Below are 26143 nucleotides of genomic sequence, written 5' to 3'. Positions count from 1 at the left end.
CAGACGGTGATGGTTATCACCCTGCTCACATTAAGCATACACCGCTCAGTACATCTAGCCAGTCTCGTATCCCCTCGCAAACGTTGATTGTTTAACGCTAGCGTTACTCGACGGGGGGTGTCGGGTGTTTGCCTTCGTGAAACCCCTTGGCATCGGCCTGATCCGCGTCAAACCAGGCCAACTGCGCATTCATTGATACGACGTGACCAATAATTAACAAAGTAGGTGGTTTTACTTCACCTGCAAGGAACGCACTGGGCAAGGCGTTTAAACACCCTATATGCGTTTGCTGCTGTTGCGTGGTGCCCTGCTCAATTAACGCTAAGGGGGTATCCGGAGCCATTCCATGAGCAATCAGGGCTTGGCTAATGACGTTCACGCTTCCCAGCCCCATGTAAAATACTAGCGTTTGACCAGGCCGCGACAGCGTTTGCCAGTCTAAGTCGCACTCCCCTTCTTTGAGATGCCCTGTGACAAAGCGCACCGATTGAGCATGGTCACGGTGGGTTAGCGGAATACCCGCGTAAGCGGCACACCCTGAGGCAGCCGTGATCCCCGGAACCACTTCTACAGCCACTCCCGCGTCGATCAACGTTTCCAGCTCTTCCCCGCCGCGTCCAAAAATAAACGGGTCTCCCCCCTTTAGTCGTACCACGCGATTGCCAGCTTGAGCCCATTTTACCAGCGCTTGATTGATTCCCTTCTGGGGAACGCTATGCGCTGAGCGCGCCTTACCGACGTAAAATCGCTGCGCCGTTGACGGTAACAGCGCCAAAATTTCGTCGCTGACCAAGCGATCGTGCAGCACCACATCGGCTTGTTGTAAGCGATTAAACGCTTTAATAGTCAGCAATTCGGGATCCCCGGGCCCAGCCCCGACTAAGCTTACTCGACCCTTTGCAGACGGCTGCCCCGATGTATACGTGGTGTGCGACAAAACCCACCTCAATGGAATAAAAATAATGTTTTATATGCGTAAAAGTAATATTTTTTCCCTTAGGGTGCCAGCGATAATCATAAGCTAGTACTTCATATGCGTTTTTAATCTCTTTATTTTATTAGATATATCGAAAAAATATAAAAACGTATCGCTTTGTAGTCAATCGCTTACATTTTAATTACGTTTTTAGCGCTACCCTAGGTGGCTTAATTTTTCATGGCATAGCTTTTCAATAGCACAGCTTCGGAGATTCACGCATGCCCGTGAATGAGATCCCTTTATCGCTCAACGCCGAGCAACTTATCCAAAAAATGCCTGGCGTGGTTTTCCAATTTTATCGCACGCATGATGGCCACATGGCATTCCCATTTATGGAAGGTGGCGGCATGGTGTTGACTGACATCGACCGAGACCAGCTCGCCGATGACGCCAATGCCGCACTTGAGCAGCTAACCGGCGCTGATTTTCCGAAGCTCATGTCGGCCATTGAACGCTCTGCTCGCTGGATGCTGCCGTTAACCACCCGCTTTCGCCTGGCGCTATCCGGGCATAAAACTCGCTGGATTGCCGTTAGCGCAACCCCTGAGCCCACGTATTTAGGCGTTCGTTGGAGCGGCATCATGATGGACATCAGCGACCAGGTCACTGAAGAGCATCGGCTACGCAAGCTGTGTAATACCGACCCGCTCACCGAGTTGCCAAACCGGCGTAAGTTAATGGTGCACTTGACCAACCTAGCGTCGCTAAGCTCACGTCACGGCACGCCGCTTTCCATCATGATGCTCGACATTGATCACTTCAAACAGCTCAACGACCGCTGGGGCCACCTGCAAGGCGATGACGTCTTAAAACAGCTCGCCACCCTGACCCAGTCGTTGCTACGCAGCGAAGACATGATCGCCCGGCTAGGCGGTGAAGAATTCATGGCGGTATTACCGCTTACCTCGGTCAAGCAGTGCCACCAGTTGGCAGACCGTTTACGCTCCTTTATTGCTCAATATGACTTTGGTCTCGGCACCGGACAAGTGACAATGAGCATTGGCGTTGCCGAGTATCGCTGTGGTGAACCCTTAATGAACCTTATCGAACGAGCGGATCAAGCGCTATACAATGCCAAAGACGTTGGCCGGGACTGCGTCTGCCATCTACCCTAAAGGGGTAAACATTCATCACCCAAGCGGAGGAGATAACCCATGACCTCACTTGCCCAACAACATTGTGAACCTTGCAGCGGTGACGCACGGCCTATGACCCGTAGCGAGTGCGAAAGCGAGTTAACGGCCCTCCCACAGTGGCGAATTGCCGATCACGATGGCATCATGAAGCTTACACGAAGCTTTACATTTCGTGATTTCGTTAGCGCGCTTGAGTTTACCCAGCGCGTTGGCGAATTGGCTGAACAGGCAGGCCACCACCCCGTGATCACCACCGAGTATGGTAAAACCACGGTCACCTGGTGGAGTCATGCCATTGATGGCCTGCACCAAAATGATTTCATTCTTGCCGCTAGAACTGATGAGGTAGCCGAATAAATGTTTGAGCACATTGAGCGAGTCCCCGGAGACGCCATCCTTGGGCTAATCGAAGCTTTCAAAAAAGACACCAATCCCCAGAAAGTCGACCTAGGCGTTGGCGTTTATCGTGATGCGCACGGAAATACGCCGGTGATGCGTGCCGTTAAAGAAGCCGAAGCTCGCTTGCTCAGCAATGAAACCACCAAGACCTACATTGGTTCGCACGGCGCTCCTGCCTACGGTGGCGTTATATTACCGATGGTTCTGGGTGCCAGCTCGCCAGTACTAGAAGCCAACCGCGCCAGCGCAACCCAGTCGCCAGGCGGCACTGGGGCGTTGCGTTTAGCCGCCGACTTTATCGCTACCCAACTGCCCGGCAAAGGCATTTGGGTGAGCGATCCCACTTGGCCTAATCACCACGGCATTTTTACCGCTGCGGGTATCGAGCTGCACAAATATCCCTACGTCGACCCTGACAACCGTCTCGACTTCGACGGCATGCTGGGCGCGTTGAAACAAATTCCCGAAGGCGATGTGGTGGTGCTCCATGCCTGCTGCCATAACCCCACCGGGTTTGATCTCTCCGAAGCGCAGTGGCAGCAAGTACTGGAGGTTGTCAAAGAGCGCCAATTACTACCGCTGATTGACTTTGCCTACCAAGGGTTTGGCGCAGGGCTCGACGAAGATGCCTATGGTGTTCGTCTTTTTGCCGAGCAGCTTGATGAAGTCATCATTACCAGTTCGTGCTCGAAAAACTTCGGCATCTATTGCGAACGTACCGGCTGTTTGATCATGGTGGCCAAGAACGCCGAGCAAATGGAAAACATCCGTTCGCAGGTGGCAATCGTCGCGCGGGAAAATTACTCCAACCCGCCGGCACATGGCGGTTCTATCGTCAGTGAAATTCTCCATGACGCCGAGCTTTCCGCTATGTGGCGCGAAGAGCTGACCGAAATGCGCGACCGCATTAACACGCTGCGCCGCGATTTTGTCGAGGCGCTCAAACCCTACGGTCTTGATGAGAAATATGCCTGCGTTGCCGAGCAGCGCGGTATGTTCTCCTATACCGGGCTCACGCCGGAACAAGTCGACCGACTGCGCGATGAGTTCGGGATTTATATGGTGCGTTCGGGTCGCGCCAACGTGGCCGGATTCTCCCACGAAAACCTTCCCTACCTCGCTAAAGCGATTGCCGCCGTTAACGACTAACCTTCGCTCGCCAGACGCCAGATGATGCCCAGGCTTGCCTGGGCATTTTTGTGTCTTGGGCATATAGATCCGGTTGTGTAAAATCCCGCTTCGTCGCCAGCGCGGGACGCCTAGCGGCGTACTCCGCAAGGCAAGAGTTGACCGATTAGTCAAAGCAACGGCACACTCTTCTTTGCCTTACGACAACTCCCATAACTCAGAGGCTCTCATGGCGACGCCACATTACTATCCCTGGTACAAAAAAGAAGATACTGACGCATTTTTCGCCCTGTTCCAGAACAACATTGCGAATTTTGTGATTATTGCCATTAGCATGCTGAGCATGGGGTTTCCTGCCTCGATCGTTTACGGCCAAGTGCTTCCCGGTGCAGCCGTGGCGGTAATGGTCGGCAACTTTTATTACGCTTGGAGCGCCTCGCGGCTGGCCCGCAAAGAGCAACGTTCGGACGTCACCGCCTTGTCCTACGGCATTTCAACGCCGGTTATGTTTGTGTTTTTGTTCGGCGTTTTACTGCCAGCCAAGGAACTGACGGGTGATGTGGAGCTCGCCTGGAAAGTCGCAGTGGCCGCCTGTTTTATCAGCGGTGGCATTGAGGCGGCCATCAGCCTGGTTGGTCGTTGGGTGCAGTATCACCTTCCCCGCGCCGCCATGCTAGGCGCGGTCGCCGGGGTGGCACTTACCTTCATTGCCGGCGAAATGCTGTTCAAAACGTTGGAAATGCCGGTAATTGGCTTGCTGGTGCTGGCCATCATTATGGTCGGCTTGATTGCCCGGGTCAGCATGCCGCTAAAAATTCCCACCTCTCTGTTTGCTATCATCGTGGGCACGGCGATGGCTTATTTAATTGGCGACGCGGGCGGTGAGCGCTTTAGCGATGCATTCACCCATCTTGGCTTTTATCCGCTGCTGCCCAACCTAGCCTGGTGGGAAGGACTAGGGCTACTCGCGACAGGAATGCTCGCCATTCTCACCGTGGTCTTGCCAATCACCTTATATAACGCCATAGAAACCATGAATAACGTCGAGGCAATGGAGGCCGCAGGCGACAAGTACGACGTGCGCGAATGCCAAGCGGTCGATGGCGTGGGCACGATGATTGGCGCGTTATTTGGCGGCGTTTTTCCTACCACAGTGTATATTGCCACCGTGGGGGCAAAATGGATGGGCGCTGGGCGAGGCTATAGCCTATTAAACGGGGCCGTCTACGCTATCGCCACCATGTTTGGGCTTATCGCCATGATTTCAGCGATTATTCCCGTCTCCGTGGTCGCCCCAATCCTGGTCTTTGTGGGCATTTCAATGATTGCCACGGCGTTTCAGGCTAACGACAGCCGTCACTATCCCGCCGTGGCGCTGGCGATGCTGCCCTACTTTGCCAACTATGTGATGACGCGCTTTAATCGCGGAGCCGAAGAAATCGTCAGCGATATTTCCACGGCGATTGTGGCCGCCGGTCAGGGCGCGATGTTCATGGCAATTTTCTTGGGAGCAATGACGGTTTCGGTGATTGATCATCAGTTCCGCCGCGCGGCGATCTTTGCGCTCATTGCGGCGGCATTCTCGTTTGTCGGTTTAATGCACGCCGCCGAACTGGCAATCAATGCCGCACCCAATTTTGTCATGGGTTACTTGGCTATGGCGCTACTCTTTAGCTACTTCGCTTATCAGGAAAAACCCAACGCTAATCTGCCGTAACTCCCGCCTGCCGATGCGGGCGAGACAAAATACGCCGGAGCAGTAGCCAAGCCACCAAACCGGCAAACAAATTACCCACGGCCGCTCCGGCGGCCAGCCCCCACCACCCGGCCAAATGCTTGCCAATCCATAGGCAGGGTAAATAGCACACGAATAAGCGCGCAGCCGACAGCAGCATCGCGCGCAGCGGCCAACCCAGGGCATTACCTGCCGAGACAATCAGCATGCAAACGCCCAGCGCGGCGTAACTAGGCAATAAAAAGCGAATCAGCATTACCAGCTCGCCTTGCACCTCGGGGTTGCCGGCCAGCGCCATGCCAACCCACGGTGCGCCTAGCGCAAGAAGTATGCCTAGCGTTAACTGCCACACGACCGCAACGCCCAACGCCAACCGCAGGAGTCGGTGAATTTGATCCCAATCACCGGCCCCGTAGCAACGCCCTAACCAGGGCGGCAACGACATCGTCATGGCTAAAATCACCATTAACGAGAGTGTCTCCAGCCGGCTCGCCAGCCCCCAGGCGGCCACCTGGCTTTCCCCTATACCCGCGACAACCGAAATGGCCAGCATTGCAGCCAGCGGCGGCATCAATTGGCTCACCATGGCAGGCGCGGCAATGCCCATAAAGGGCCGCCATGACTGCTGACCTTCCTGCCACAAGCCTTCCCGCGCGGCCCAACCACGACCCCATAGGCGCCCGCCGGTAACCAATAGGCCTGTACTAAAAGCAATCGCCGTGGCCCAGGCGGCGCCGGGCAGCCCCCAACCCGACCACGGCCCCACGCCAAAAATCAGCAAAGGGTCTAACGCGAGATTAATCAGGCTGGTAATCACCATCATTTTGCCCGGCAGTCGTGTGTCGCCGTAAGCGCGAAAAACGCTATACATAAAGTACAGCAGCGCCCCCAGCCAAGCCGCTAACAGCTGGGGCGGCCAATAGCGTCGTAAATAACTAAAGGTGTTATTTTCGGCGCCTAGCAAACTAAATATCGGTATTTGAAATGCCCAAAGGGCGATGCATAGACAGGCAATGACCCCGCCGCCCGCCATCAACACTAGGCTACTCAAGCGTTTTGCCCGCGCCTGCTCGCCTGCGCCCAGGGCGCGGGAAATCAACGCCGCAATGGCAATTCCCATCCCCACTTGAATACCAATGATGAGAAACGATAGCGGGAAGGTAAACGACTGGGCGGCCAACGGCACCGTTCCCAACCGTGCGATAAAGGCACTATCAACCAGTTGAAAGCCAAGTAACGAGAGCACGCCAATGGCCATGGGCCAGGTTTGCTGCCATAGGGTTTTGCCTAATCCTGCCGTTTGCTGCGAGCTGACAACCAACGCCTGTCTCCTATTGAATAAACGCAAAAAACGCCACCACCCCGAATGGAATGGTGGCGCTTTTCAGCGCTGTCTTACTGGCGAATGCCTTCGAAGGTTACATAAAGCTCTAGCTCGTGCATTGCTTCGGGGAAATCGCTCATATCGATATCAAAATCGCTCAGCGTAATCATGGTGCTGCCCTCAAAACCAGCACGGTATCCGCCCCAAGGGTCATCCCCTTCGCCCATCAGTGTCACGGGCATGTCAATTTCCTGGGTTTGGCCGTGTAGGGTAAGATCCCCGGTCACCACGCCTTCATTATCGCCGGTGGATTCGAAGCCTGTCGAGGTAAATGTCGCGGTGGGGTATTCATCCGCATTGAGGAAATCACTGCTTAAGAAGTGGCGATCACGCTCGGCATGATTGGTGTTCAAGCTATCCACCTGCACTTCCATTTCCACCGATGATGCCGCTAGATCGTCAGGGTCGTAGCTGAAATCGCCTGAAAACTCTTCAAAACTGCCCAGAATGTATGAGTAGCCCAAATGGCTAATTTTGAACTGCACGAAGGCGTGCTGCCCTTCGGTATCGATGGTGTAGTCAGCCGCTTGGGCTTGACCCACAGCGACCAATGCAGACGCTGCGATGGCGGTTGTCAGTACGGTTTTCTTCAACATAAGTGCAACTCCTTTCTCGATCGATACGCACCGTCTTGAGGGGTGCCCTTTAAAAGCCATCCCTTGTGGGAAGACCGTCTTACATTAACGCGATGCGGTTTTCAGCATGCGCACCAAGGTGTCATGCCCGTCACGAAAGTGGTGCTTGAAAGCCGCCAATGCATGGCCGAGCGCTAGCAGAATCAATCCCCATGCGCTGTACCAGTGCAAATCGCCGGCAATCAGTTCCTGCTGAGGCAAATCATGAACTAACGCCGGCACGACAAACCAGTCAAAAACGCTGATGCCGCTGCCGTCTGCCGTCGAAATCAGATAGCCGGTACACAACACCGTTAATAACAAAAGATACAGCGTGATATGACCTAAATGGGCTAGTAAAATTTCAAAGCGGCTGCCTTGAGCGTAAGGCGTCGGTTGAACCAAACGCCACATAATTCTGGCAAGCGTTGCCAATAGCAACAAAATGCCAATCGAGCGGTGCACCCAGGGCCCCAGATTGTACCAAGGATCATAATAGCCCAGCCCGGTCATCCACCAGCCCAGGGCGAATAATCCAATAATTGTGATCGCGCTAAGCCAATGAAGGGCAATACTGATAACGCCCCAGCCCACTCGCGTGTTACGCCACATAGTGCTTTCCTTAATGAGACGCCCTCTTTGGGCGTGTTAACAGAAGGATGATAGCGTCAAAATCACTGGTAAACCGCTGAAAAAAGCAGAACACATCATTCGTAAAAAACGTTGGACAATGCCTGGAAGCGGCACAACCGTATAAAAAAACCGGCCTATTAGACCGGTTTTGATAAGACGATATCCGCTTCTAACCCTTTAGCAAGGCGTCTAATCCTCGGGCAAGATCGGTTTGAATATCCCGCTGGCTTTCTAGCCCTACCGCAACGCGAACAAGTCCAGGCGTAATACCAGCAGCCGCTCTTTGCGCGTCGCTCAAACGGCCATGGGTGGTGGTCGCCGGATGGGTAATCGTCGTTTTGACATCGCCAAGATTACCGGTAATCGATAACATACGGGTGGCGTCAATTACTTGCCAAGCACCCTCTTGGCCGAAGATGACCTCGAACCCTAGCACCGCGCCAAAGCCGTCTTGTTGCTGCTTGGCAAGGCCGTGCTGCGGGTGATCGACCAAACCGCTGTAATACACTTTGCTGACCGCAGGGTGAGCATCAAGCCATTGAGCAAGCGTGAGCGCTTGCTCGCAGTGGGCTTTCATGCGAAGCGAAAGGGTTTCGAGTCCTTTCGTAAAAATCCACGCGTTGAATGGGCTCATACAGGGCCCACAAGTGCGCACGACGCCAAACACCTCTTCCAACACATCATGTTTACCGACCACCGCACCGCCCACGGCACGCCCCTGACCGTCTAAGTACTTGGTCGCGGAATGGATAACCAAGTCGGCGCCTAACGCGATAGGCTGTTGGAGCGCAGGCGTTAAAAAACAGTTATCAATCGCCAGCCACGCGTCATTGCGTTTGGCTAGCGCCGACAGCGCTTTGATATCGGCTACTTCGGATAGCGGGTTAGACGGCGTTTCAGCGAACAACAAGCGCGTTTTCGGGGTAATCGCCGCTTCCCAGGCGTCTAAATCAGAAAGCTCTACATAGCGCGTAGTAATACCGAACTTGCCAAAGTATTTATCAAACAGGCTCACCGTCGAACCAAACAGTGACCGCGAGGCAACAATCTCATCCCCCGCCGACAACAGTGCCAGCACCGTCGCCAAAATAGCCGACATCCCCGAACTGGTCGCCACACAGCGTTCACCACCTTCCAACGCGGCTAAACGGCGTTCAAAGGTATGCACGGTCGGGTTGGTAAAGCGGGAATAAACGTTGCCAGACTCTTTCCCACCAAACTTACGTGCCGCCTCGGCAGCACTGCCATACACAAAGCTGGACGTAGGAAAAATAGGTTCCGAATGTTCCTGCTCAAAGGTACGCTCGTGGCCCGCGCGGATCGCCAGTGTCTCTAATGACCACTCATCCGAATAATTGTCATCATGCATAAGACTTCTCCTCTAATCATCCAGGTCATCATCCTGATTATGCATGTCAACTAACGCATGGTCGCCCGCGCTCTGGTCTTTAGCCAAGTCGTTACGGCTCGCTTCCAGTACCGCCAAGTAGGCGTCGTCAATGTCACCGGTGATGTAATTACCGTCAAACACCGAACAGTCAAAGTTTTCCATCTCAGGATTTACTTCGCGACAGGCATTTTTAAGGTCTTCTAGATCCTGGTAGAAAATCCGGTCAGCGCCAATCAAATGACCCACTTCTTCTTCGCTGCGCCCATGTGCGATGAGTTCCGACGCCGCCGGCATATCAATACCGTACACGTTGGGATAGCGCACCGGCGGTGCCGCGGAAGCAAAGTAGACATTGCGAGCCCCAGCATCACGGGCCATCTGAATGATCTGCTTGCAGGTCGTGCCGCGCACAATCGAGTCGTCCACCAGCAGTACGTTTTTATCTTTAAACTCAATATCGATGGCGTTGAGCTTTTGGCGAACCGATTTTTTGCGCTGCGTCTGCCCCGGCATAATGAAGGTACGCCCGATATAGCGGTTCTTCATAAAACCTTCACGATAGGTAACGCCCAAATGCTGTGCCATTTCCAACGCCGAGGTGCGTGACGTATCGGGGATTGGAATAACCACGTCGATGTCGTGGTCAGGCCATTCGTTCAAGACGCGATCGCCAAGCTTGCGCCCCATTTGCATACGCGTACCGTAAACGTAAGCGCCGTCAAGAATCGAGTCCGGTCGCGCCAGGTAAACATGCTCGAAAATGCACGAATGCAACTCGGGACGATCCGCGCAGACCTGAGTATGAATGTTACCTTGCATGTCGACAAAGATGGCTTCACCGGGGGACAAATCCCGCGCCAGCTCAAAGCCACCCACATCCAAGGCGACCGACTCAGACGCGATCATGACCGACTGGCCGCTGTCTTCTTCGCGCGTGCCAAACACCACCGGGCGAATCCCATGGGGATCACGGAATGCCACCATGCCGAAGCCATTGATGATGGCCACGGCGGCATAGCCGCCCTTACAGCGCCGGTGAACTCTACGCACGGCGTCAAAAATGTCTTCGGATTCCAGGTGCAGGCCCTGCTTGCCCAATTCGTGGGCAAATACATTGAGCAGCACTTCAGAATCCGAGCTGGTGTTGATATGGCGTAAATCCGTCGAAAACAGCTCCTGCTTGAGCTGTTCTGAATTGGTCAGGTTGCCATTATGTGCCAGCGCGATGCCGTAGGGAGAGTTGACATAAAAAGGTTGCGACTCAGCTTCGCTGGAGGAACCAGCGGTAGGGTAACGAACATGGCCAATGCCCAAGTTACCTTTGAGACGCGCCATGTGCCGCGTATGAAAAACATCGCGCACCAAGCCGTTACTCTTGCGCAGTAAAAAGCGTCCTTCGCTCCAAGTCATCATCCCAGCAGCGTCCTGGCCGCGATGCTGAAGAACGGTCAGAGCATCGTAAATGCCCTGATTTACCGCTTGCTTGGCCAGAAGGCCCACGATACCGCACATTCCCGTTACCTCGCTAAGTACTGGCTTACGAAGATCAATAAGCCGTTACATGACTAAAAAAATTCTCGATAAGTATTAGATATCACGCCCCTGACGTAAATCCGGCAGCGTGATGTCATTTAGCGAAGACGGCGCCTCGGGCAGTTCGCCGCCCCACTGGTCTAACTGGTTAATAGCGTAGTTGCGCAGCTCAATAAAGGTGGGGCGCAGCGTAGATTGCTGCCATGCCTGGAGATCAGCAAGCGGCGTCAGCGTAATCAATACCGTGACAACCAGCAAAATCACCGCCCCACGCGCTATGCCAAAGGCAGCCCCCGCCATCCGGTTGAGCAAGCCCATGCCCACCCATTCTACCGCCGCATGAACCAGACGAATAACAATGCCGCAAAGCAAAATCACCGCAAAAATGACGAGCACAAAAGCCAACACCAGCCGCGCGTCAAAGCTCTCAATGAAACCGCTCATCAGCTCAGCAACCGGCTCGGCCAATACCCTGGCCACCATCAACGCCACCACCCAGGCCGCCAGCCCCAGCGCTTCACGCACAAAGCCGCGTACAAACCCCGCCAACATCGACAAGGCCAATACGGCTAAAAAGGCGGCGTCTATCCAGGTCAATGCCATCGTTAGTTACGTACTCGCACTAATAGGCCTTGCACATTGGCCTGCTGCTTAACGTCACTCATTGCCGTTTCGCCCTCTTCCGAGCTCGCGAAAGGCCCCACATAAACGGTCGTCATTTGATTATCGCGTTCGCGCTGATAAACGCTAAATCCTTGGTTGGTTAACTGTTCACTCAATCGACGAGCATTATCAGGGTTGCCAAAGCTGCCTACCTGTACCGCCCACTCACCGGCGGGATCGGCTTGAGGGCCAGACGATGTAGGCTGGGCACTACGTTGTTCCTCCGGTGCACTGTCCGCTGACTGGCTGGAGGCGATCAGTTCCGCGATCGGGTCGCTCTGCTCGCTTTCGGCTGTTTCAGAAGCCGCGTCGTTAGACGCAGCCTGAGTGTCACCGCGGTCGTCATTAGCCGCCAACTGATCGGTATCGGGGCTTGACGGCTCCACCTCAAGCGGCTCATCAATTGCTTGGGAGGCGATACTGGGATCTATCTGCTCGGAAGGATCGCCAATCGACTCAGGGCGCTGTGGCGCCTCTACCTCGCGACGTTCGACTTCGACCGGTTGCTCAATCACAAAATTCGGTTGCGGGCGTTCTTCACGCGGCGCTGGGTCACTCATTAACCACGGCACGATGATGGCGAGCAGCGCGAGCAAAATGACGATACCGCTGATGCGTTCCGTTTTACCGTATTTCATATCCCTCTCCATCAAGCGAGGCTACGCCTGTGGAAGCGGCTGCGCCAACAACGCCGCCACCGTAAAAAAAGAGCCTGTTGCCAGTACACGATCATCTGGACCGAGGCGGGAAGCCAACCAGTCCGCCCCTGCGCTGGGCGTTGCCGCGCAATGATGCACGCGTCCGCCGTGAGCTGCAATGCGTTGGGCCAGTTCGTCGGCAGCACGACCTCGCTCACCACCCAGGCTCACGCACACCCAGTGACTTATCCGCGATGATAGCGCGGCGATCACGCCATCGGCATCTTTGTCATTCAGCATACCAATCAGCCCCCACTGAATAGCGCCAGGGCTAACCTCAGGCAGATGCCGCGCGACGTAGTCAGCGGCATGGGGATTATGCCCCACATCGAGACACCATTGCCCGAGCCACTGCATACGCCCCGGCACTACCACGTTGGCCAAGGCATCCCGCGTGGGCTCGGCGGCTAGCACAAGGCCTGAAAGCGCCAACGCCTGCAGCGCTGTCGCCGCATTATCGATAGGCAAGCCTGAATCGGGTAAGTCGTCAAGTGACAGCGCATCGCCGTCTTGTGTATAGCCCTGCCATCGCCAATAAGTAGATGGATTAGCCGTATGACGGAAGTGATGACCCAATTGATATACCGGTGATGACAGTGCCTCAGCGGCGGCTGAAACGCTGTCAGGCAGATCCAGACTACCTAATACCGCAGGTCGCCCTGGGCGAAAAATACCGGCTTTTTCACGCCCGATCTGGGCGATATCCGTGCCTAAAAAGCCTGCATGGTCTTGGGCAATCGTGGTGACAATAGCCACATCCGCATCGACAATATTCACCGCGTCCAAGCGGCCACCCAGCCCTACTTCAAGCACGGCCAAATCAAGCGGTTTTTGAGCCAAACACCACAGTGCGCACAGCGTACCCGCTTCAAAATAGGTCAGGCTAATCGTCGGTGACTCAAGCCTGGCGTGCTCCACGGCTTCGAAGCCGGCCACCAACTGGTCATCACTCGCCATCTCGCCGTTTAGGTGAACACGCTCGTTATAATCCAGCAGGTGTGGGGACGTATAAGTCCCCACTCGCTGACCGTGGGCACGAGCAACACCATCAATCATCGCCAGGGTAGAGCCCTTGCCGTTGGTGCCAGCAACGCTAATCACCCGTTTGGCAATGGGGCGTTGCGCCAGCCCCATTCGCTTGGCCACCTGACTTACCCGGTCAAGCCCCATTTCGATCCCCACCGGGTGGAGCGTTTCCAGATGTTCCAGCCACTGCGCCAGCGTTTTAGGCATTGCGAGAGGTGTCGTCACGCTGGGGCTTATTTGCCTCGCTCGTGCCGTTGATCGCCTCGATCCACTCGGGATCTTCAGCGTGCTCGGCCACCTGGGGTTCATCGACCACCGGTTCGAAAATAACGGCCTCTTCCTCTGGAGCAGGCTCGCTACCAGCCACCGGTTGGTGGGATAGCTTACGTAGCACACCGCCCACGCGCTCGCGCATATCGTGGCGATGGACAATCATGTCCACCGTGCCGTGCTCAAGCAAAAACTCGCTGCGCTGAAACCCTTCGGGCAAGGTTTCGCGCACGGTCTGCTCAATAACCCGGGGGCCGGCAAAGCCGATCAGCGCGTTGGGCTCGGCAATATTCAGATCGCCCAGCATGGCCAGCGAGGCAGAAACGCCCCCAAACACCGGATCGGTTAGCACCGATATGTAGGGCACGCCCTCTTGCTTGAGCTTTTCGAGGGCCGCCGACGTCTTGGCCATCTGCATCAGCGAGAACAGCGCTTCCTGCATACGAGCACCACCGGATGCAGCAAAGCAAATCAACGGCACGCGAGACTCAAGCGCTAAGGTAGCGGCACGAACAAATTTCTCGCCGACCACTGCGCCCATCGAGCCGCCCATGTAGGTAAACTCAAACGCTACGGCTACCACTGGCAAACCATTCAATTCGCCGTGCATAGCCACCAGCGCGTCTTTCTCGCCCGTGGCTTTTTGTGCAGCGACCAAACGGTCTTTGTATTTTTTGGAGTCACGGAATTTGAGACGATCGACCGGCTCAATCTCAGCCGCAATCTCTTCGCGTCCCGTTTTGTCCAAAAACCAATCCAAGCGTTTGCGGGCGGTTAAGCGCAAGTGGTGATCGCACTTAGGGCACACACTTTGCAGTTTCTCTAACTCAGGAAGATAGAGGACGGCTTCACACTTAGGGCATTTACGCCAAAGACCATCGGGAACGCTAGCGCGACGATCCTTACGCTGGATACGCCCCATGGAGGGTACGATCTTGTCTAACCAGCTCATATCAAAAAGACTTCCGTTGTACGTCAACGCTTGGCAGTGCCAAGCTTGATGAATGGGGTCAAACTAATGTCATTTAGTGTAGACGATGAAAGGACGCATTAAGCATCCATGGCCTTGCGCATGTCGCCAAGCACATGCTTTAACTGGTCGGCGATGGTATCCGGCGCATCGGCGCTCTCAGCAATCCGGTTGACCAAGGCACTGCCAACGATAACCCCATCGGCTACCTTAGCGACCTCTGCGGCTGTCGCCCCGTCGCGGATACCGAAGCCCACACATAGCGGTAAGTCGGTCATACCGCGTAGCGGTGCCAAGTGCTCTGCCACATCATCAGCGTTGAGTGTTGCCGCGCCGGTCACGCCTTTGAGCGATACATAATACAGGTACCCTTCACCGTGGGCGCATATTGTAGCGGCCCGGGCATGGGAAGTGGTAGGCGCAACCAGAAAAATGGCCGCCAGATCACGCGCCTTCAAAAGCGGGCCAAAGACGTCCGCTTCTTCCGGTGGCATGTCCACGGTCAAAACACCATCAACGCCCACGCTTGCTGCTTTGTCAGCAAAGGTCTCGTAGCCAATCCGCTCGATGGGGTTGAGATACCCCATGAGCACCACGGGCGTGGTGGTATCGGTTTGACGAAACTCGGCCACCATGTCGAGCAAATCGACTAACCGGGTGCCTTGTTTAAGCGCACGTTCGCAGGCTTTTTGGATAACGGGGCCATCCGCCATGGGATCGGAAAACGGTACGCCCAGCTCAATAATATCCGCACCAGCTTCCACCAAGGCGTGCATAAAGCCTACGGTGTACTGGGGCGCTGGATCCCCAGCGGTGATGTAAGGGATCAGGGCTTTGCGGCCCTGCTGCTTTAATTCACTGAAACGCTGATCAATACGGTTCATGCTTGCCCTTAAAAAATCTCTGGCCCTTAAAATTCGATGCCGTCAATCTTGGCCACCGTCATAATATCTTTGTCACCGCGGCCCGATAAGTTAATCACGATGTGTTGATCAGCACGCATAGTGGGCGCCAGCACTTTGGCATAAGCCAACGCGTGGGCTGTTTCAAGGGCCGGCATAATGCCTTCCATGTGCGTTAGCTCGCGGAAAGCCACCAGCACATCCTGATCATTAGCAGCTACGTAATTCACTCGACCAACGTCTTTCCATAAGGCGTGCTCGGGCCCCACACCGGGATAATCCAGTCCGGCTGAAATCGAGTGGGTATCGGAGACCTGACCCGCTTCGTCGGACATTAAATAGGTACGGTTACCGTGCAGCACGCCACGCGGTGCGTTGGACGATAACGGAGCCGCATGACGGCCGGTTTCAATCCCATCGCCACCGGCTTCGACGCCGTACATAGCGACATCATCATCTTCAACAAACGGATAGAACAGACCAATGGCGTTCGAGCCACCGCCCACGCAAGCGACTAGTGCATCGGGCAGACGACCGATCTGCTCAAGCGACTGACGGCGCGCCTCACGCCCCACCACGGCGTTGAAATCACGCACCAGTTGCGGGTAAGGATGCGGCCCCGCTACGGTGCCGATAATATAGAAGGTGTTATCGACGTTGGTCACCCAGTCGCGCAGTGCTTCGTTCATCGCGTCTTTCAGGGTACGCGTACCCGATTCAACCGGAATCACCCGCGCGCCCAACAAGCGCATGCGATACACATTAAGCTTTTGTCGCTCAACGTCCGCCGCGCCCATGTAAACATCGCACTCAAGGCCCAAGCGTGCCGCCACGGTGGCGGTGGCCACACCGTGCTGGCCGGCACCGGTTTCAGCGATAACTCGCGGCTTGCCGGTCTTTTTGGCCAGCAATGCCTGGCCAATAGTGTTATTAACCTTGTGGGCACCGGTGTGGTTCAGGTCTTCGCGCTTCAGCCAGATTTGAGCCCCGCCAAGCGCTTGCGACCATCGCTGGGCGTGATAAAGCGGCGATGGCCGCCCTACGAAGTGGGCGAGATCACGATCAAACTCAGCCTGAAAATCGGGGTCGTCGCGCAGACTCAAATAAGTCTGCTCCAACTCTTCCAGAGCAAAGCTCAAGGTTTCTGACACGAACCGGCCGCCATAGGGGCCAAAATGACCACGGGCGTCCGGCATTTTGGTCAGTTCACTGAAACGTGTTTTAGAAACGGTTTCAGAAGCACCAGTTGCTGAGACAGTCACAGGGGTACCTCACAAGATCGCCAGAACAGGCAAACAATAAATGAATTCACATTAAGACGCAGACGAACGAAAAACCGAACTGCGTAACCAACCTAACGCACGTCAGCGAGCGCCACTTGACGCATAAACAACGCCATTTTACGGGCATCTTTACAGCCGCGCGAGGCTTCAATTCCGCCGGAAACATCCACCGCATAGGGCATCACTTGATGCACGGCTTGTGCGACATTCTCAGGCGTCAATCCTCCCGCGAGAATAACAGGTTTTGCTAGTGTTGCGGGGATTCTCGACCAATCAAATGCTTCTCCAGTACCGCCCGGCGTGCCCGGTCGATAAGCGTCTAACAGCAGCGCCTGGGCTTGTCCGTAACGCTCTGCTTCTTCGGACAAATTGATTGTCTCGCGCATGCGTAACGCCTTGATCCAAGGACGGCCGAAGGCAGCACAAAATTCCGGCGATTCGTCGCCATGGAATTGCAGCAAATCCAAATGCGGCAAACACTGCTCTACCGCCTCGACTGACGGGTCGACGAACAACCCCACGCGACTCACAAAGGCAGGCACAGAGGATGCAAGCGGCGCCAGCTGCTCAACGCTAACGCTGCGCGAACTCTTGGGCCACATCACAAAGCCCAGGGCATCGACCCCCAATGCCACGGCCCTGGCAACGTCATCCTCGCGGGTAAAACCGCAAAATTTAACCCGGGTACGCAATAAGGGCTCAGCGCTCATCAAGACGTCTCCTGGGGCTTTTCGGGGGCTTCACGGGTAGTACCCGGCTTGGGCTTGGTAAAGGTCAGCCGCCGCCTGGCCGCCACGCGCTCGTTGTCGGGGAGCTCGCGCTCCCCTGTCCATTCGCCGGAAAAGGCCAGCAGGTTCGGACCCAGCGGTTCCTTGGGCAGATCAAAGCGCTCGTCGTAAACCGAGTCAACAAAATGCAAACCACAGGCCGGTGCGGTGACATCGCCTAGTTTACGGTTTTGAAGCGCCATCAGGCGTTCAATATAGCCCTCGTCTTGGGCCCCGCGGCCCACGCTAACCAAGGCACCGGCAATGTTGCGAATCATATGATGCAAGAACGCATTGCCTTGAATATCAATCATCACCAGCGGGCCGTAGCGTTTCACATCAACAAAGTGCATTTGTCGCCATGGTGTTTTTGACTGGCACCCTGCTGCACGAAAGCTTGAAAAGTCATGCTCCCCCACCAGCGCCTGCGCCGCTCGGTGCATGGCGTCCGCATCCAGTGGATCCCGGCACCAGGTGACATTATGCCGCTCCAATACGGGGCGGCTGAGTTGGTTCAAAAACAGATAGCGATAGCGACGCGCCAGCGCGCCCAAGCGTGAGTGAAAATCATCCGACACTGGCTTAACCCAGCGTATCGAGACATCCCTGGGCAAATTGGTATTTGCCCCAAAAACCCAGGCTTTTTCCGAACGCTGGGCCGGGGGATCGAAATGAACCACTTGGCGGGTTGCATGCACGCCGGAGTCGGTTCGACCGCTGGCATGGATCTGAACTGGCGCGCCGGCCACTTTACTCAGCGCGTCCTCCACCGACGCCTGCACTGAGGCGGCGTGCTTTAGTCGTTGGAAACCACAAAAGCGAGTGCCATCGTATTCGATGCCCATCGCCAAGCGGCCGGTTAACGGTTGTGTCTCATCAAAATGGTAAAACAGCGTCATCGCCTCTTATCAACGTTGCCGGGGGTGGAAGGCGCGCTATTATCGCGAGGAGTGGGCGCAAATGCTACCTCCTCGATATCCCATTCAGGCTCACGGGCAGCGGGAGACGATGGCGGCACTTCACGCTGGGCATCAAATTCAACCGTGGGTTGCATGGGTGTTTCCTGGCGTGCCGCTTTTTCTGAGGCCAGCGTCGGCGGCTGATAATCAATCATCCAAGCGCCGTCCTGGCTCCCCCGCAACGACGTCCGCTCAAGCTCAGATTCAGGCACGGCCGCTTCTTCAGGCGTCGCTGCCGGCTCAGGCGTAGCGACAGGCGCGTCCTCCGACGTACTGGGGTATCCCATTGCCGACAGCATCGCTGCCACCGAATGAGGCTTAGCGGGAGGCGCAAGCCATAGCTCAGGGTCATGCCCGGCGGGCAACGCTTTTAACGCTAAACGCCGTTCTTGGCCAATCTCGATCAGCCCTGCCGCTTGAGTATTGACCATAGCCGCCCTATCCAACGATGCATCGTACGCCGTATATTCCGTGGCTGCCTGTTCGGGGGCCGTTTGCTCAGGTGAAGGCTGGCTAATATCCACCGTCAAGGCCATCTCGCTTACCGCTGAGGGCGACACCGCCGGTGTCTCTTGGGAAGGCGGTACTGACGACACCGATGGAGACACGCGGCTCGACCCCGTCGCCCCAGACGAGGGCTTTTGGGGTTTCTCAGCGCCCGTCGCTGCCATCGGCGGTGGTGTTTCCCACTGCTGTCGACGGCGGCGCACCGTTATCAACAGCCCCACCAGCAGGAGCAGCGCGCTTAGCAGCAACCACCATTGATAGTCGCCAAGCCGCTCGACGATAGGCAGGCTTGCGGCCTCAGCCGGTGACCGTTGCTGCGTGGCGACCACATCGCTTAACCGAGCCACCTCCTCACGCAACGCGGCTAACTCGCGACGCATCGCGTCGCGCTCTTGCTGCCATTGCTCGCCCGGCACATCCTCCAGCGAAGCTGAAGATGCTGATGACGACGAAGATGACGCGCTGGGCGCCATGTTGGCAAGCACCCGCACCGCACTGACCACGGTTGGGTCAATTAGCGGGGCTTCCGCTGAGTTAGCGTCCGTACCTGAAGACGCTGCCGGCGCTGCGGATGCGCGATTCGCCTCGACGGTCTCGGCGTCGCTGTCATTTGCCTCGTTAGGTGTTGCGCTATCATCACCGCTTGCCACCTCGGGTAGCGCCACCGGATCGGGGCCGTTTTCATCGCGGCGCTGCCATGCAGCGTTCATTGCGCGAATGGTGTCAGCTGCCTGATCCGGCGAACGCGCCATCACGCGCGAATCATCGGGCAGCGTCAGCCGCTGGGCGGCGCGCATTTGGTGGATATTACCCGAGGGGAACGCACTGGGGTTGGCTTCCAGTAGCGCGAGCATCATTTGTTGAACGCTGGCTTGCGCAGGCTTGGTCCGTGCCGCGACACTCCACAACGTATCGCCGCTACGCACATAGGCATCGCCCTGCGTAGCTACTGGGTTTTGCGACGCCGTTGTAGAAGCGCGCTCAGCAGGGCTTGGCTGGGCGACAGGCTCGCGGTTGGCACTTTCCCCACGAACGGCGTAATCGGGGGGATCAAACAGCAGCGTGATTTCCTGCGTCTGCTGGCCGTCGGGCGATGACACGGTAAGCAAGAGGTCGAGCCAAGGCGACGTCACCGGCGCATCGCTGGTGAGCACCACCACGCGCTGCCCTTGGCGCTCTTCTATGGCAACCTGCACGCTACCCGCCAGCGGCGTCCATTCGACACCCGCCGATTCAAAGTCACTCTGGTCAGCAACGCTAACGTCAAAGGACGAGCGCGGGTAACTCCCGCTATCGACAAGCGGGAGCGTGGCCTCCAACCGGGCGTCTAAGCTGGAGTTCACCTGCGCAGGCCCCAGATCAAGCGCCCAGCTTAATGACCCCACCATGCTTAGCCACAGCCCTACGGCCAGTGCGCCTACTTGTTTCATGGATGCCCCTGTTGCCAATCTGGCTTTTTATATACAGCGTTTTTATAGAACGTTACTGCTTCATTGTGCAGCTGACTCATACGTTTTTACCATAGTACTGCTCTGTATCGCACAAAAAACAAGCACGCATAAAAAAACGGGAAGCGTTTGATTCGCCCCCCGTTTTTAACCGCACTTAGTGCTGGCTTGACCTAAGCGTTAGATTATTGCTCGCGCAAAATCTTCAGCATACGCTTAAGTGGCTCGGCCGCACCCCACAGCAGTTGGTCGCCAACGCTAAAGGCAGAGAGATATTCACCACCCATTTGCATCTTCCGCAAGCGACCAACCGGCACTTGTAGCGTGCCTGTTGCGGCTGCCGGTGTTAAGCCGTCGATGGTGGCGTCTTTCTCGTTGGGAATCACCTTGACCCACTCATTGTGCTTGGCAAGCCGATCCTCGATTTCATCTATCGGCACATCCTGCTTCAGCTTGATAGTAAACGCCTGACTGTGTGAGCGCATCGCGCCGATACGCACGCATAGGCCATCGATGGGAATCGGGTTATCGCCGAGGCCGAGAATCTTATTGGTCTCGACGTTACCTTTCCACTCTTCGCGGCTTTGGCCATTTTCCAACTTGGTGTCGATCCACGGCAGCAAGCTGCCGGCTAGCGGCGCGCCGAAATTGTCAGTGGGGAAGTCGCCACCGCGCATGGCGGCCGTTACCTTGCGATCAATATCCAGGATCGCGCTTGAAGTATCTTTCAGTTCTTCGCCAACACTGTCGCGTAATGTCCCCATCTGGTTAAGCAGCTCGCGCATGTGCTTCGCGCCAGAACCCGAGGCCGCCTGGTAAGTCATGGAGGTCATCCACTCGATCATATCGGCTTCAAACAACCCACCCAGTCCCATCAGCATCAGGCTCACGGTGCAGTTGCCACCGACAAAGGTTTTGGCGCCTTTAGCTAGCTGGGCGTCAATTACCTTGCGGTTAACCGGATCCAATACAATGGTCGCTTCATCTTCCATGCGCAGCGTGCTGGCGGCGTCAACCCAGTAGCCTTTCCAGCCAGCGTTGCGCAGGTCTTTGTAAACGGGCTTGGTGTAATCACCGCCCTGACAGGTCACAACGACATCCAGCGCTTTCAGCGCATCGATATCAAAGGCATCTTTCAGCGGAGGCACATCCACACCGATGTCGGGGCCGGGCTGGCCGACCTGGGAGGTGGTGAAAAACACCGGCTCGATGCCGTTGAAATCACCATCTTCCAGCATGCGCTGCATCAGCACTGAGCCCACCATGCCGCGCCATCCCACGAAACCGACTTTCAACATTATGAAGTCCTCCTGCAAAGAATGAGTGTTTGCATTATACACGATTCTTGACGGTGGTTTTATAAGCGCGAAACTGAGGGTTTCACTGCTTAGCAAACGCCGCCAGCACGGCATCGCCCATGGCGTCGGTGCCGATGGTCTGCATACCCTCTGATGCAATATCCGCGGTGCGCAAGCCATCATCCAGCACGCTGCCCACGGCGGCTTCAATACGCTCGGCCATGGCATTTTCACCCAGCGAGTAACGCAGCATCATGGCCACCGAGAGCATCATGGCCAGCGGGTTGGCCATGTTCTGGCCGGCGATATCCGGCGCGCTGCCATGGCAGGGCTCGTACATGCCCTGCCCGCTTTCGTTGAGCGAGGCGGACGGCAGCATGCCGATGGAGCCGGTGAGCATAGCGGCGGCGTCGGAAAGAATGTCGCCGAACATATTGCCGGTGACCACCACATCAAACTGCTTGGGCGCGCGCACTAGCTGCATGGCGGCGTTATCGACATACATGTGCGATAGCTCAACGTCCGGGTATTCCGGTGCCAGACGTTCCATGACCTCGCGCCATAAAATGGTCACTTCAAGAACGTTGGCTTTATCTACCGAGCAGAGTTTTTTGCCACGTTTCTGGGCCATTTCAAACGCCACGCGGCCAATCCGTTCAATCTCGCTTTCGGAATACACGTAGGTGTTAAAGCCCACGCGCTCACCGTTGCGCTCTTCGATACCACGCGGATGGCCGAAGTAGATGCCACCGGTCAACTCGCGAACAATCATAATATCCAGCCCGGCGACTAGCTCAGGCTTTAAGCTAGAGGCGCTGGCGAGCTGCGGGTAGAGCATCGCCGGGCGCAGGTTGCCGAACAACCCCAGGTTTTTACGCAGGCCTAGCAAGCCTTTTTCGGGTCGCTTGGCGAGATCTTCGATTTTGTCCCACTTGGGGCCACCCACCGCCCCCAGCAGAATGGCACTAGCGGCTTTAGCTTTATCGAGGGTTTCCGCGGGCAGCGGGTCGCCGTGAGCATCGTAAGCAGCGCCGCCAACCAGCGCTTCTTCCACCTCAATATCCAAGCCAGCGTCCTGACAGGCTTTTAACAGCCGCGCCGCCTGAGCGGCGATCTCGGGGCCGATTCCGTCACCGGGGAGCAATAAAACTTTGTGAGTCATGCAACGTCCTTAGCATTCAATGATGAGAGGCTGGCTTACGCAGTCTGGCGAAACAGCCAGGGGCGTGCGGCTTTATGTTTTTGCTCAAAAGCACGAATAGCCTCTTCGTCTTGAAGCGTAATACCAATATCGTCCAAGCCGTTCAGCAGGCAGTGCTTACGGAATTCGTCCACCTCGAATTCAAGAATCTCACCGCGCTGCGTGATAATTCGCTGCTGCTCTAAATCAATGTCCAACTGGTAGCCATCTTTGGCCTCCACTTCGTTGAACAGGCGCTCCACTTCATCTTCCGATAACGTGATCAGCAACAAGCCATTTTTAAACGCGTTGTTGTAGAAGATATCAGCAAAGCTTGGCGCAATAACCACCTTGAAGCCAAAATCTTCCAGCGCCCAGGGCGCGTGCTCGCGAGAGCTACCGCAGCCAAAGTTACGACGGGTTAGCAGTACCTCGGCGTTTTGATAGCGCGGCTGATTGAGCACAAAATCCGGGTTCAACGGACGCTGCGAGCAGTCTTGGCCGGGCTCGCCTTCATCCAGATAGCGCAGATCGTCAAACAAGTTCACCCCAAAACCGGTGCGCTTGATCGACTTCAAAAACTGCTTCGGAATGATCAGGTCGGTATCCACGTTAGCGCGATCCAACGGCGCGACCACGCCTTCAAAACGTTCAAACTTTTTCATGGCTTAAGCCTCCTGAGCGTGGGTGGCGTCGTTGGCGGGCAGGCTACGCACGTCGACAAAGTAACCGGCAATCGCTGCCGCCGCCGCCATGGCGGGGCTAACTAAATGAGTGCGACCACCGTAGCCCTGGCGTCCTTCAAAATTGCGGTTAGAGGTTGAAGCACAGTGCTCACCCGCGCCCAATTTGTCCGCATTCATCGCCAAACACATGGAGCAGCCCGGCTCGCGCCATTCAAAGCCGGCTTCGATGAAGATTTTATCCAGACCCTCTTCCTCGGCCTGACGCTTCACCAAACCAGAGCCCGGCACCACCATGGCCAGCATAATGGAGTCGGCGACTTTCTTGCCCTTGGCGACTTTAGCGGCTTCGCGCAAATCTTCGATGCGCGAGTTGGTACAGGAGCCGATAAAGATTTTATCCAGCTTGATATCGGTGATTTTCTGATTGGGTTGAAGCCCCATGTACTCAAGCGCACGAGTATGGCTACGCTGCACGGTTTCATCCGGCGCAGCACTGGGATCCGGCACCTGGCCTGAAATACCGGTGACCATTTCCGGGCTGGTGCCCCAACTAACCTGTGGCTCGATGTCTTCGGCTTGCAGAGTAACGACGTTGTCGAACTTAGCGTCCGGATCCGACACCAAGTTGCGCCAGTCGGCCACGGCGGCTTCCCACTGCTCGCCAGTCGGCGAATAGGGGCGATTGCCGATATAGTCGATCGTGGTGTCGTCCACCGCGATCATGCCCACACGAGCGCCCGCTTCAATGGCCATGTTGCACACCGTCATGCGACCTTCCATGGACAGCGACTCAATGGCACTACCGGCGAACTCAATCGCGCAGCCGGTGCCGCTCGCGGTACCAATTTTGCCGATGATTGCCAGCACCACGTCTTTCGCGGTGACGCCAAGGCCCAATTCGCCTTCGACGCGCACCTGCATGTTTTTCATTTTCTGGGTCAACAAACACTGGGTGGCCAGCACGTGCTCAACTTCAGAGGTGCCAATACCGTGAGCCAGTGCGCCAAAGGCACCGTGAGTCGCCGTGTGAGAGTCACCGCAGACCACCGTCATGCCCGGCAAAGTGGCACCCTGCTCCGGCCCAACCACGTGAACGATGCCCTGGCGTGGGTCGTTAATCCTGAATTCGGTAATACCGTACTCAACGCAGTTATCGTCAAGGGTTTGCACCTGAATCAACGACACGGGGTCTTTAATGCCACTATTACCCTGGGCGCGTTCTTCCAGCGTGGTTGGCACGTTGTGGTCAGTGGTGGCGAGGTTGGCATCCAACCGCCACGGCTTACGGTTCGCCAACCGCAGGCCTTCAAACGCCTGGGGCGAGGTCACTTCGTGGAGCATGTGGCGGTCGATATAGATCAGCGCAGTGCCGTCATCGCGCTGCTTGACCAAATGCTGATTCCACAACTTATCGTAAAGTGTCTGACCTGACATGTGCTTCTCCCGGGCAAGGCCCTGCTAGTTCGTAACAGCAGCTTGTTGGCGCTGCTTTTATAACGCGTAGAAAGAGTGTCACGCGGCTCGAAGATAAAAGCAATTCATGTTATTCATAGTTTAGATTCCAAAACGGAATACAAGACCAATTGCCGCACGGATACCTCACGCAATGGACACCCAAAGCCTTCAAGCCTTTTTGGCCGTAGCCGACACACAAAGTTTCTCACGCGCGGCAGAAGAGCTTTACTTGACCCAGCCCGCCGTCAGCAAGCGCATTGCCACACTAGAGACCCAGGTGGGTGCTAGGCTGTTCGACCGCATTGGACGGCGCATTGCGTTAACGGAGGCAGGTAGTGTGCTGCTGCCCCAGGCGCGGCAGATTTTATTCACTGTTGAAGACAGCCGACGGGCGCTGGCCAATCTTTCCGGCCAGGTGGGCGGGCGCTTGACCGTGGCTACCAGCCACCACATTGGGCTGCACCGCCTGCCGCCCATTTTGAAGCACTACACACAACGCCACCCAGAGGTAGAGCTGGATCTGCATTTTCTGGACTCGGAACTTGCCTACCAGGGCGTGCGTGATGGCTCGCTGGAAATGGCCGTGGTGACCCTGGCACCCCACCCCGTCGAGCAACTGCACGTAGTGGAGCTATGGCGCGACCGGCTGTGCTTTGTCTGCGCCCCCGACCATCCGCTGGCCAACGCTGACCAACCGGGGGCGTTGTCGCTTGCAACCCTGTGCGACTACAACTGCGTGATGCCCGGCGCGAGGACGTTTACCGGCACGCTGATTGCCCAGCGCTTTGAAGAAGTCGGCCTGGAACTGCCGGTCAGCATGGCCACCAACTACTTAGAAACGCTCAAAATGATGTGCAGCGTGGGGTTAGGCTGGAGCCTGCTGCCGGAGAAAATGCTCGACCACGATCTTGTCGAGCTAGACGTGGCGACCGCCCCGCTCCACCGCCCGCTAGGCTACCTGGTTCATACCAACCGCACGCTGTCTAACGCCGCAAAAAAGATGATTGAGGAATTAGAAAGTGCGCGCAAGGAAGAGACCAACGCTTAACCAACTGAGCGACGTTTGTGCGCATCCAATAAAAATTCGCCATGGCGGACGC

Annotated in this window: 24 protein-coding genes; 5 read left to right on the top strand and 19 right to left on the bottom strand. The window is 56.1% G+C overall.

Features of this window, described 5'->3' with window-relative positions; genetic code table 11:
• Nucleotides 1-103: 103 nt before the first annotated feature.
• A complete protein-coding gene (gene cobA, locus BLR97_RS12445) occupies nucleotides 104-850 on the bottom strand; it encodes a uroporphyrinogen-III C-methyltransferase (protein ID WP_244511304.1) in 747 nt (248 codons plus the stop codon).
• 347 nt (nucleotides 851-1197) lie between these two features.
• Between cobA and BLR97_RS12440 the strand changes: the two genes are divergently transcribed.
• From BLR97_RS12440 to BLR97_RS12425, 4 genes are all read left to right on the top strand, one after another.
• Nucleotides 1198-2094: a GGDEF domain-containing protein gene (locus BLR97_RS12440; RefSeq protein WP_089706854.1), complete on the top strand. Its 897-nt coding sequence runs from the start codon at nucleotides 1198-1200 to the stop codon at nucleotides 2092-2094.
• Between the two features lie 39 nt (nucleotides 2095-2133).
• Nucleotides 2134-2472, top strand: coding sequence for a 4a-hydroxytetrahydrobiopterin dehydratase (locus BLR97_RS12435; RefSeq protein ID WP_089706853.1), 339 nt, complete (start codon nucleotides 2134-2136; stop codon nucleotides 2470-2472).
• Nucleotides 2473-3663 carry an amino acid aminotransferase gene (locus BLR97_RS12430; protein WP_089706852.1) on the top strand — a complete coding sequence of 397 codons (1191 nt, stop codon included), beginning with the start codon at nucleotides 2473-2475 and terminating at the stop codon, nucleotides 3661-3663. It begins immediately after the preceding gene.
• A 208-nt stretch (nucleotides 3664-3871) separates the two neighbouring features.
• Nucleotides 3872-5359, top strand: a complete 1488-nt coding sequence (locus BLR97_RS12425) for a uracil permease (RefSeq protein ID WP_089706851.1) — start codon at nucleotides 3872-3874, stop codon at nucleotides 5357-5359.
• Here BLR97_RS12425 and BLR97_RS12420 read toward each other — a convergent pair.
• The 18 genes from BLR97_RS12420 to leuC all read right to left on the bottom strand — a co-directional run bounded on the left by BLR97_RS12420 (nucleotide 5346) and on the right by leuC (nucleotide 25022).
• A complete protein-coding gene (locus tag BLR97_RS12420; RefSeq protein WP_089706919.1) occupies nucleotides 5346-6635 on the bottom strand; it encodes an MATE family efflux transporter in 1290 nt (429 codons plus the stop codon). The two genes, BLR97_RS12425 and BLR97_RS12420, sit on opposite strands and share 14 nt — an antisense overlap.
• Nucleotides 6636-6772: 137 nt before the next feature.
• On the bottom strand, nucleotides 6773-7357 hold the full coding sequence (locus BLR97_RS12415) for a YceI family protein (protein ID WP_089706850.1): 585 nt from the start codon (nucleotides 7355-7357) through the stop codon (nucleotides 6773-6775).
• A gap of 84 nt (nucleotides 7358-7441) precedes the next feature.
• Nucleotides 7442-7987 carry a cytochrome b gene (locus tag BLR97_RS12410; protein ID WP_089706849.1) on the bottom strand — a complete coding sequence of 182 codons (546 nt, stop codon included), beginning with the start codon at nucleotides 7985-7987 and terminating at the stop codon, nucleotides 7442-7444.
• Nucleotides 7988-8177: 190 nt separating this feature from the next.
• On the bottom strand, nucleotides 8178-9377 hold the full coding sequence (locus tag BLR97_RS12405; RefSeq protein WP_089706848.1) for an O-succinylhomoserine sulfhydrylase: 1200 nt from the start codon (nucleotides 9375-9377) through the stop codon (nucleotides 8178-8180).
• Between the two features lie 12 nt (nucleotides 9378-9389).
• The gene (gene purF / locus BLR97_RS12400) at nucleotides 9390-10910 is read right to left on the bottom strand and encodes an amidophosphoribosyltransferase (RefSeq protein WP_089706847.1); all 1521 of its coding nucleotides are present in this window, start codon (nucleotides 10908-10910) and stop codon (nucleotides 9390-9392) included.
• 75 nt (nucleotides 10911-10985) lie between these two features.
• On the bottom strand, nucleotides 10986-11534 hold the full coding sequence (locus BLR97_RS12395) for a CvpA family protein (protein WP_089706846.1): 549 nt from the start codon (nucleotides 11532-11534) through the stop codon (nucleotides 10986-10988).
• A 2-nt stretch (nucleotides 11535-11536) separates the two neighbouring features.
• Entirely contained in the window at nucleotides 11537-12232 is a 696-nt protein-coding gene (locus BLR97_RS12390; RefSeq protein ID WP_089706845.1) for an SPOR domain-containing protein, read from the bottom strand.
• Nucleotides 12233-12253: 21 nt separating this feature from the next.
• A complete protein-coding gene (gene folC / locus BLR97_RS12385) occupies nucleotides 12254-13525 on the bottom strand; it encodes a bifunctional tetrahydrofolate synthase/dihydrofolate synthase (RefSeq protein WP_089706844.1) in 1272 nt (423 codons plus the stop codon).
• Entirely contained in the window at nucleotides 13518-14540 is a 1023-nt protein-coding gene (gene accD, locus BLR97_RS12380) for an acetyl-CoA carboxylase, carboxyltransferase subunit beta (protein ID WP_089706843.1), read from the bottom strand. The genes folC and accD overlap by 8 nt, the downstream gene beginning before the upstream one ends.
• Nucleotides 14541-14638: 98 nt before the next feature.
• Nucleotides 14639-15442 carry a tryptophan synthase subunit alpha gene (trpA, locus tag BLR97_RS12375; protein WP_089706842.1) on the bottom strand — a complete coding sequence of 268 codons (804 nt, stop codon included), beginning with the start codon at nucleotides 15440-15442 and terminating at the stop codon, nucleotides 14639-14641.
• A 26-nt stretch (nucleotides 15443-15468) separates the two neighbouring features.
• Nucleotides 15469-16722: a tryptophan synthase subunit beta gene (gene trpB / locus BLR97_RS12370; protein WP_089706841.1), complete on the bottom strand. Its 1254-nt coding sequence runs from the start codon at nucleotides 16720-16722 to the stop codon at nucleotides 15469-15471.
• A gap of 92 nt (nucleotides 16723-16814) precedes the next feature.
• The gene (locus BLR97_RS12365) at nucleotides 16815-17453 is read right to left on the bottom strand and encodes a phosphoribosylanthranilate isomerase (RefSeq protein WP_089706840.1); all 639 of its coding nucleotides are present in this window, start codon (nucleotides 17451-17453) and stop codon (nucleotides 16815-16817) included.
• On the bottom strand, nucleotides 17453-18409 hold the full coding sequence (gene truA, locus BLR97_RS12360; RefSeq protein ID WP_089706839.1) for a tRNA pseudouridine(38-40) synthase TruA: 957 nt from the start codon (nucleotides 18407-18409) through the stop codon (nucleotides 17453-17455). Before truA ends, BLR97_RS12365 begins: the two co-directional genes overlap by 1 nt.
• On the bottom strand, nucleotides 18406-20406 hold the full coding sequence (locus BLR97_RS12355) for a type IV pilus assembly protein FimV (protein ID WP_089706838.1): 2001 nt from the start codon (nucleotides 20404-20406) through the stop codon (nucleotides 18406-18408). The genes truA and BLR97_RS12355 overlap by 4 nt, the downstream gene beginning before the upstream one ends.
• 203 nt (nucleotides 20407-20609) lie before the next feature.
• Entirely contained in the window at nucleotides 20610-21722 is a 1113-nt protein-coding gene (gene asd / locus BLR97_RS12350; RefSeq protein WP_089706837.1) for an aspartate-semialdehyde dehydrogenase, read from the bottom strand.
• An 82-nt stretch (nucleotides 21723-21804) separates the two neighbouring features.
• Nucleotides 21805-22884, bottom strand: coding sequence for a 3-isopropylmalate dehydrogenase (gene leuB / locus BLR97_RS12345; protein ID WP_089706836.1), 1080 nt, complete (start codon nucleotides 22882-22884; stop codon nucleotides 21805-21807).
• 35 nt (nucleotides 22885-22919) lie between these two features.
• Nucleotides 22920-23567 carry a 3-isopropylmalate dehydratase small subunit gene (gene leuD / locus BLR97_RS12340; RefSeq protein ID WP_089706835.1) on the bottom strand — a complete coding sequence of 216 codons (648 nt, stop codon included), beginning with the start codon at nucleotides 23565-23567 and terminating at the stop codon, nucleotides 22920-22922.
• Nucleotides 23568-23570: 3 nt separating this feature from the next.
• Nucleotides 23571-25022 carry a 3-isopropylmalate dehydratase large subunit gene (gene leuC, locus BLR97_RS12335; protein ID WP_089706834.1) on the bottom strand — a complete coding sequence of 484 codons (1452 nt, stop codon included), beginning with the start codon at nucleotides 25020-25022 and terminating at the stop codon, nucleotides 23571-23573.
• 172 nt (nucleotides 25023-25194) lie between these two features.
• On the opposite strand from leuC, the gene BLR97_RS12330 reads away from it, so the two are divergent.
• On the top strand, nucleotides 25195-26091 hold the full coding sequence (locus BLR97_RS12330; RefSeq protein WP_089706833.1) for a LysR family transcriptional regulator: 897 nt from the start codon (nucleotides 25195-25197) through the stop codon (nucleotides 26089-26091).
• The last annotated feature ends 52 nt before the right edge of the window (nucleotides 26092-26143 follow it).

Source organism: Vreelandella arcis (assembly GCF_900103865.1).
Lineage (GTDB): Bacteria > Pseudomonadota > Gammaproteobacteria > Pseudomonadales > Halomonadaceae > Vreelandella > Vreelandella arcis.
This window is presented reverse-complemented; position numbering and strand designations above follow the sequence as displayed.

Coding starts and splice junctions, on each gene's coding strand:
- leuD (WP_089706835.1), bottom strand. CDS start 23,567: ATGAAAAAGTTTGAACGTTTTGAAGGCGTGGTCGCGCCGTTGGATCGC.
- BLR97_RS12420 (WP_089706919.1), bottom strand. CDS start 6,635: ATGGCCATTGGCGTGCTCTCGTTACTTGGCTTTCAACTGGTTGATAGT.
- BLR97_RS12425 (WP_089706851.1), top strand. CDS start 3,872: ATGGCGACGCCACATTACTATCCCTGGTACAAAAAAGAAGATACTGAC.
- accD (WP_089706843.1), bottom strand. CDS start 14,540: ATGAGCTGGTTAGACAAGATCGTACCCTCCATGGGGCGTATCCAGCGT.
- leuC (WP_089706834.1), bottom strand. CDS start 25,022: ATGTCAGGTCAGACACTTTACGATAAGTTGTGGAATCAGCATTTGGTC.
- BLR97_RS12440 (WP_089706854.1), top strand. CDS start 1,198: ATGCCCGTGAATGAGATCCCTTTATCGCTCAACGCCGAGCAACTTATC.
- BLR97_RS12415 (WP_089706850.1), bottom strand. CDS start 7,357: ATGTTGAAGAAAACCGTACTGACAACCGCCATCGCAGCGTCTGCATTG.
- BLR97_RS12355 (WP_089706838.1), bottom strand. CDS start 20,406: ATGAAACAAGTAGGCGCACTGGCCGTAGGGCTGTGGCTAAGCATGGTG.
- BLR97_RS12435 (WP_089706853.1), top strand. CDS start 2,134: ATGACCTCACTTGCCCAACAACATTGTGAACCTTGCAGCGGTGACGCA.
- trpA (WP_089706842.1), bottom strand. CDS start 15,442: ATGAACCGTATTGATCAGCGTTTCAGTGAATTAAAGCAGCAGGGCCGC.
- BLR97_RS12410 (WP_089706849.1), bottom strand. CDS start 7,987: ATGTGGCGTAACACGCGAGTGGGCTGGGGCGTTATCAGTATTGCCCTT.
- leuB (WP_089706836.1), bottom strand. CDS start 22,884: ATGACTCACAAAGTTTTATTGCTCCCCGGTGACGGAATCGGCCCCGAG.
- BLR97_RS12395 (WP_089706846.1), bottom strand. CDS start 11,534: ATGGCATTGACCTGGATAGACGCCGCCTTTTTAGCCGTATTGGCCTTG.
- BLR97_RS12430 (WP_089706852.1), top strand. CDS start 2,473: ATGTTTGAGCACATTGAGCGAGTCCCCGGAGACGCCATCCTTGGGCTA.
- BLR97_RS12330 (WP_089706833.1), top strand. CDS start 25,195: ATGGACACCCAAAGCCTTCAAGCCTTTTTGGCCGTAGCCGACACACAA.
- folC (WP_089706844.1), bottom strand. CDS start 13,525: ATGCCTAAAACGCTGGCGCAGTGGCTGGAACATCTGGAAACGCTCCAC.
- BLR97_RS12390 (WP_089706845.1), bottom strand. CDS start 12,232: ATGAAATACGGTAAAACGGAACGCATCAGCGGTATCGTCATTTTGCTC.
- BLR97_RS12405 (WP_089706848.1), bottom strand. CDS start 9,377: ATGCATGATGACAATTATTCGGATGAGTGGTCATTAGAGACACTGGCG.
- truA (WP_089706839.1), bottom strand. CDS start 18,409: ATGACGCTGTTTTACCATTTTGATGAGACACAACCGTTAACCGGCCGC.
- BLR97_RS12365 (WP_089706840.1), bottom strand. CDS start 17,453: ATGAGCGCTGAGCCCTTATTGCGTACCCGGGTTAAATTTTGCGGTTTT.
- asd (WP_089706837.1), bottom strand. CDS start 21,722: ATGTTGAAAGTCGGTTTCGTGGGATGGCGCGGCATGGTGGGCTCAGTG.
- purF (WP_089706847.1), bottom strand. CDS start 10,910: ATGTGCGGTATCGTGGGCCTTCTGGCCAAGCAAGCGGTAAATCAGGGC.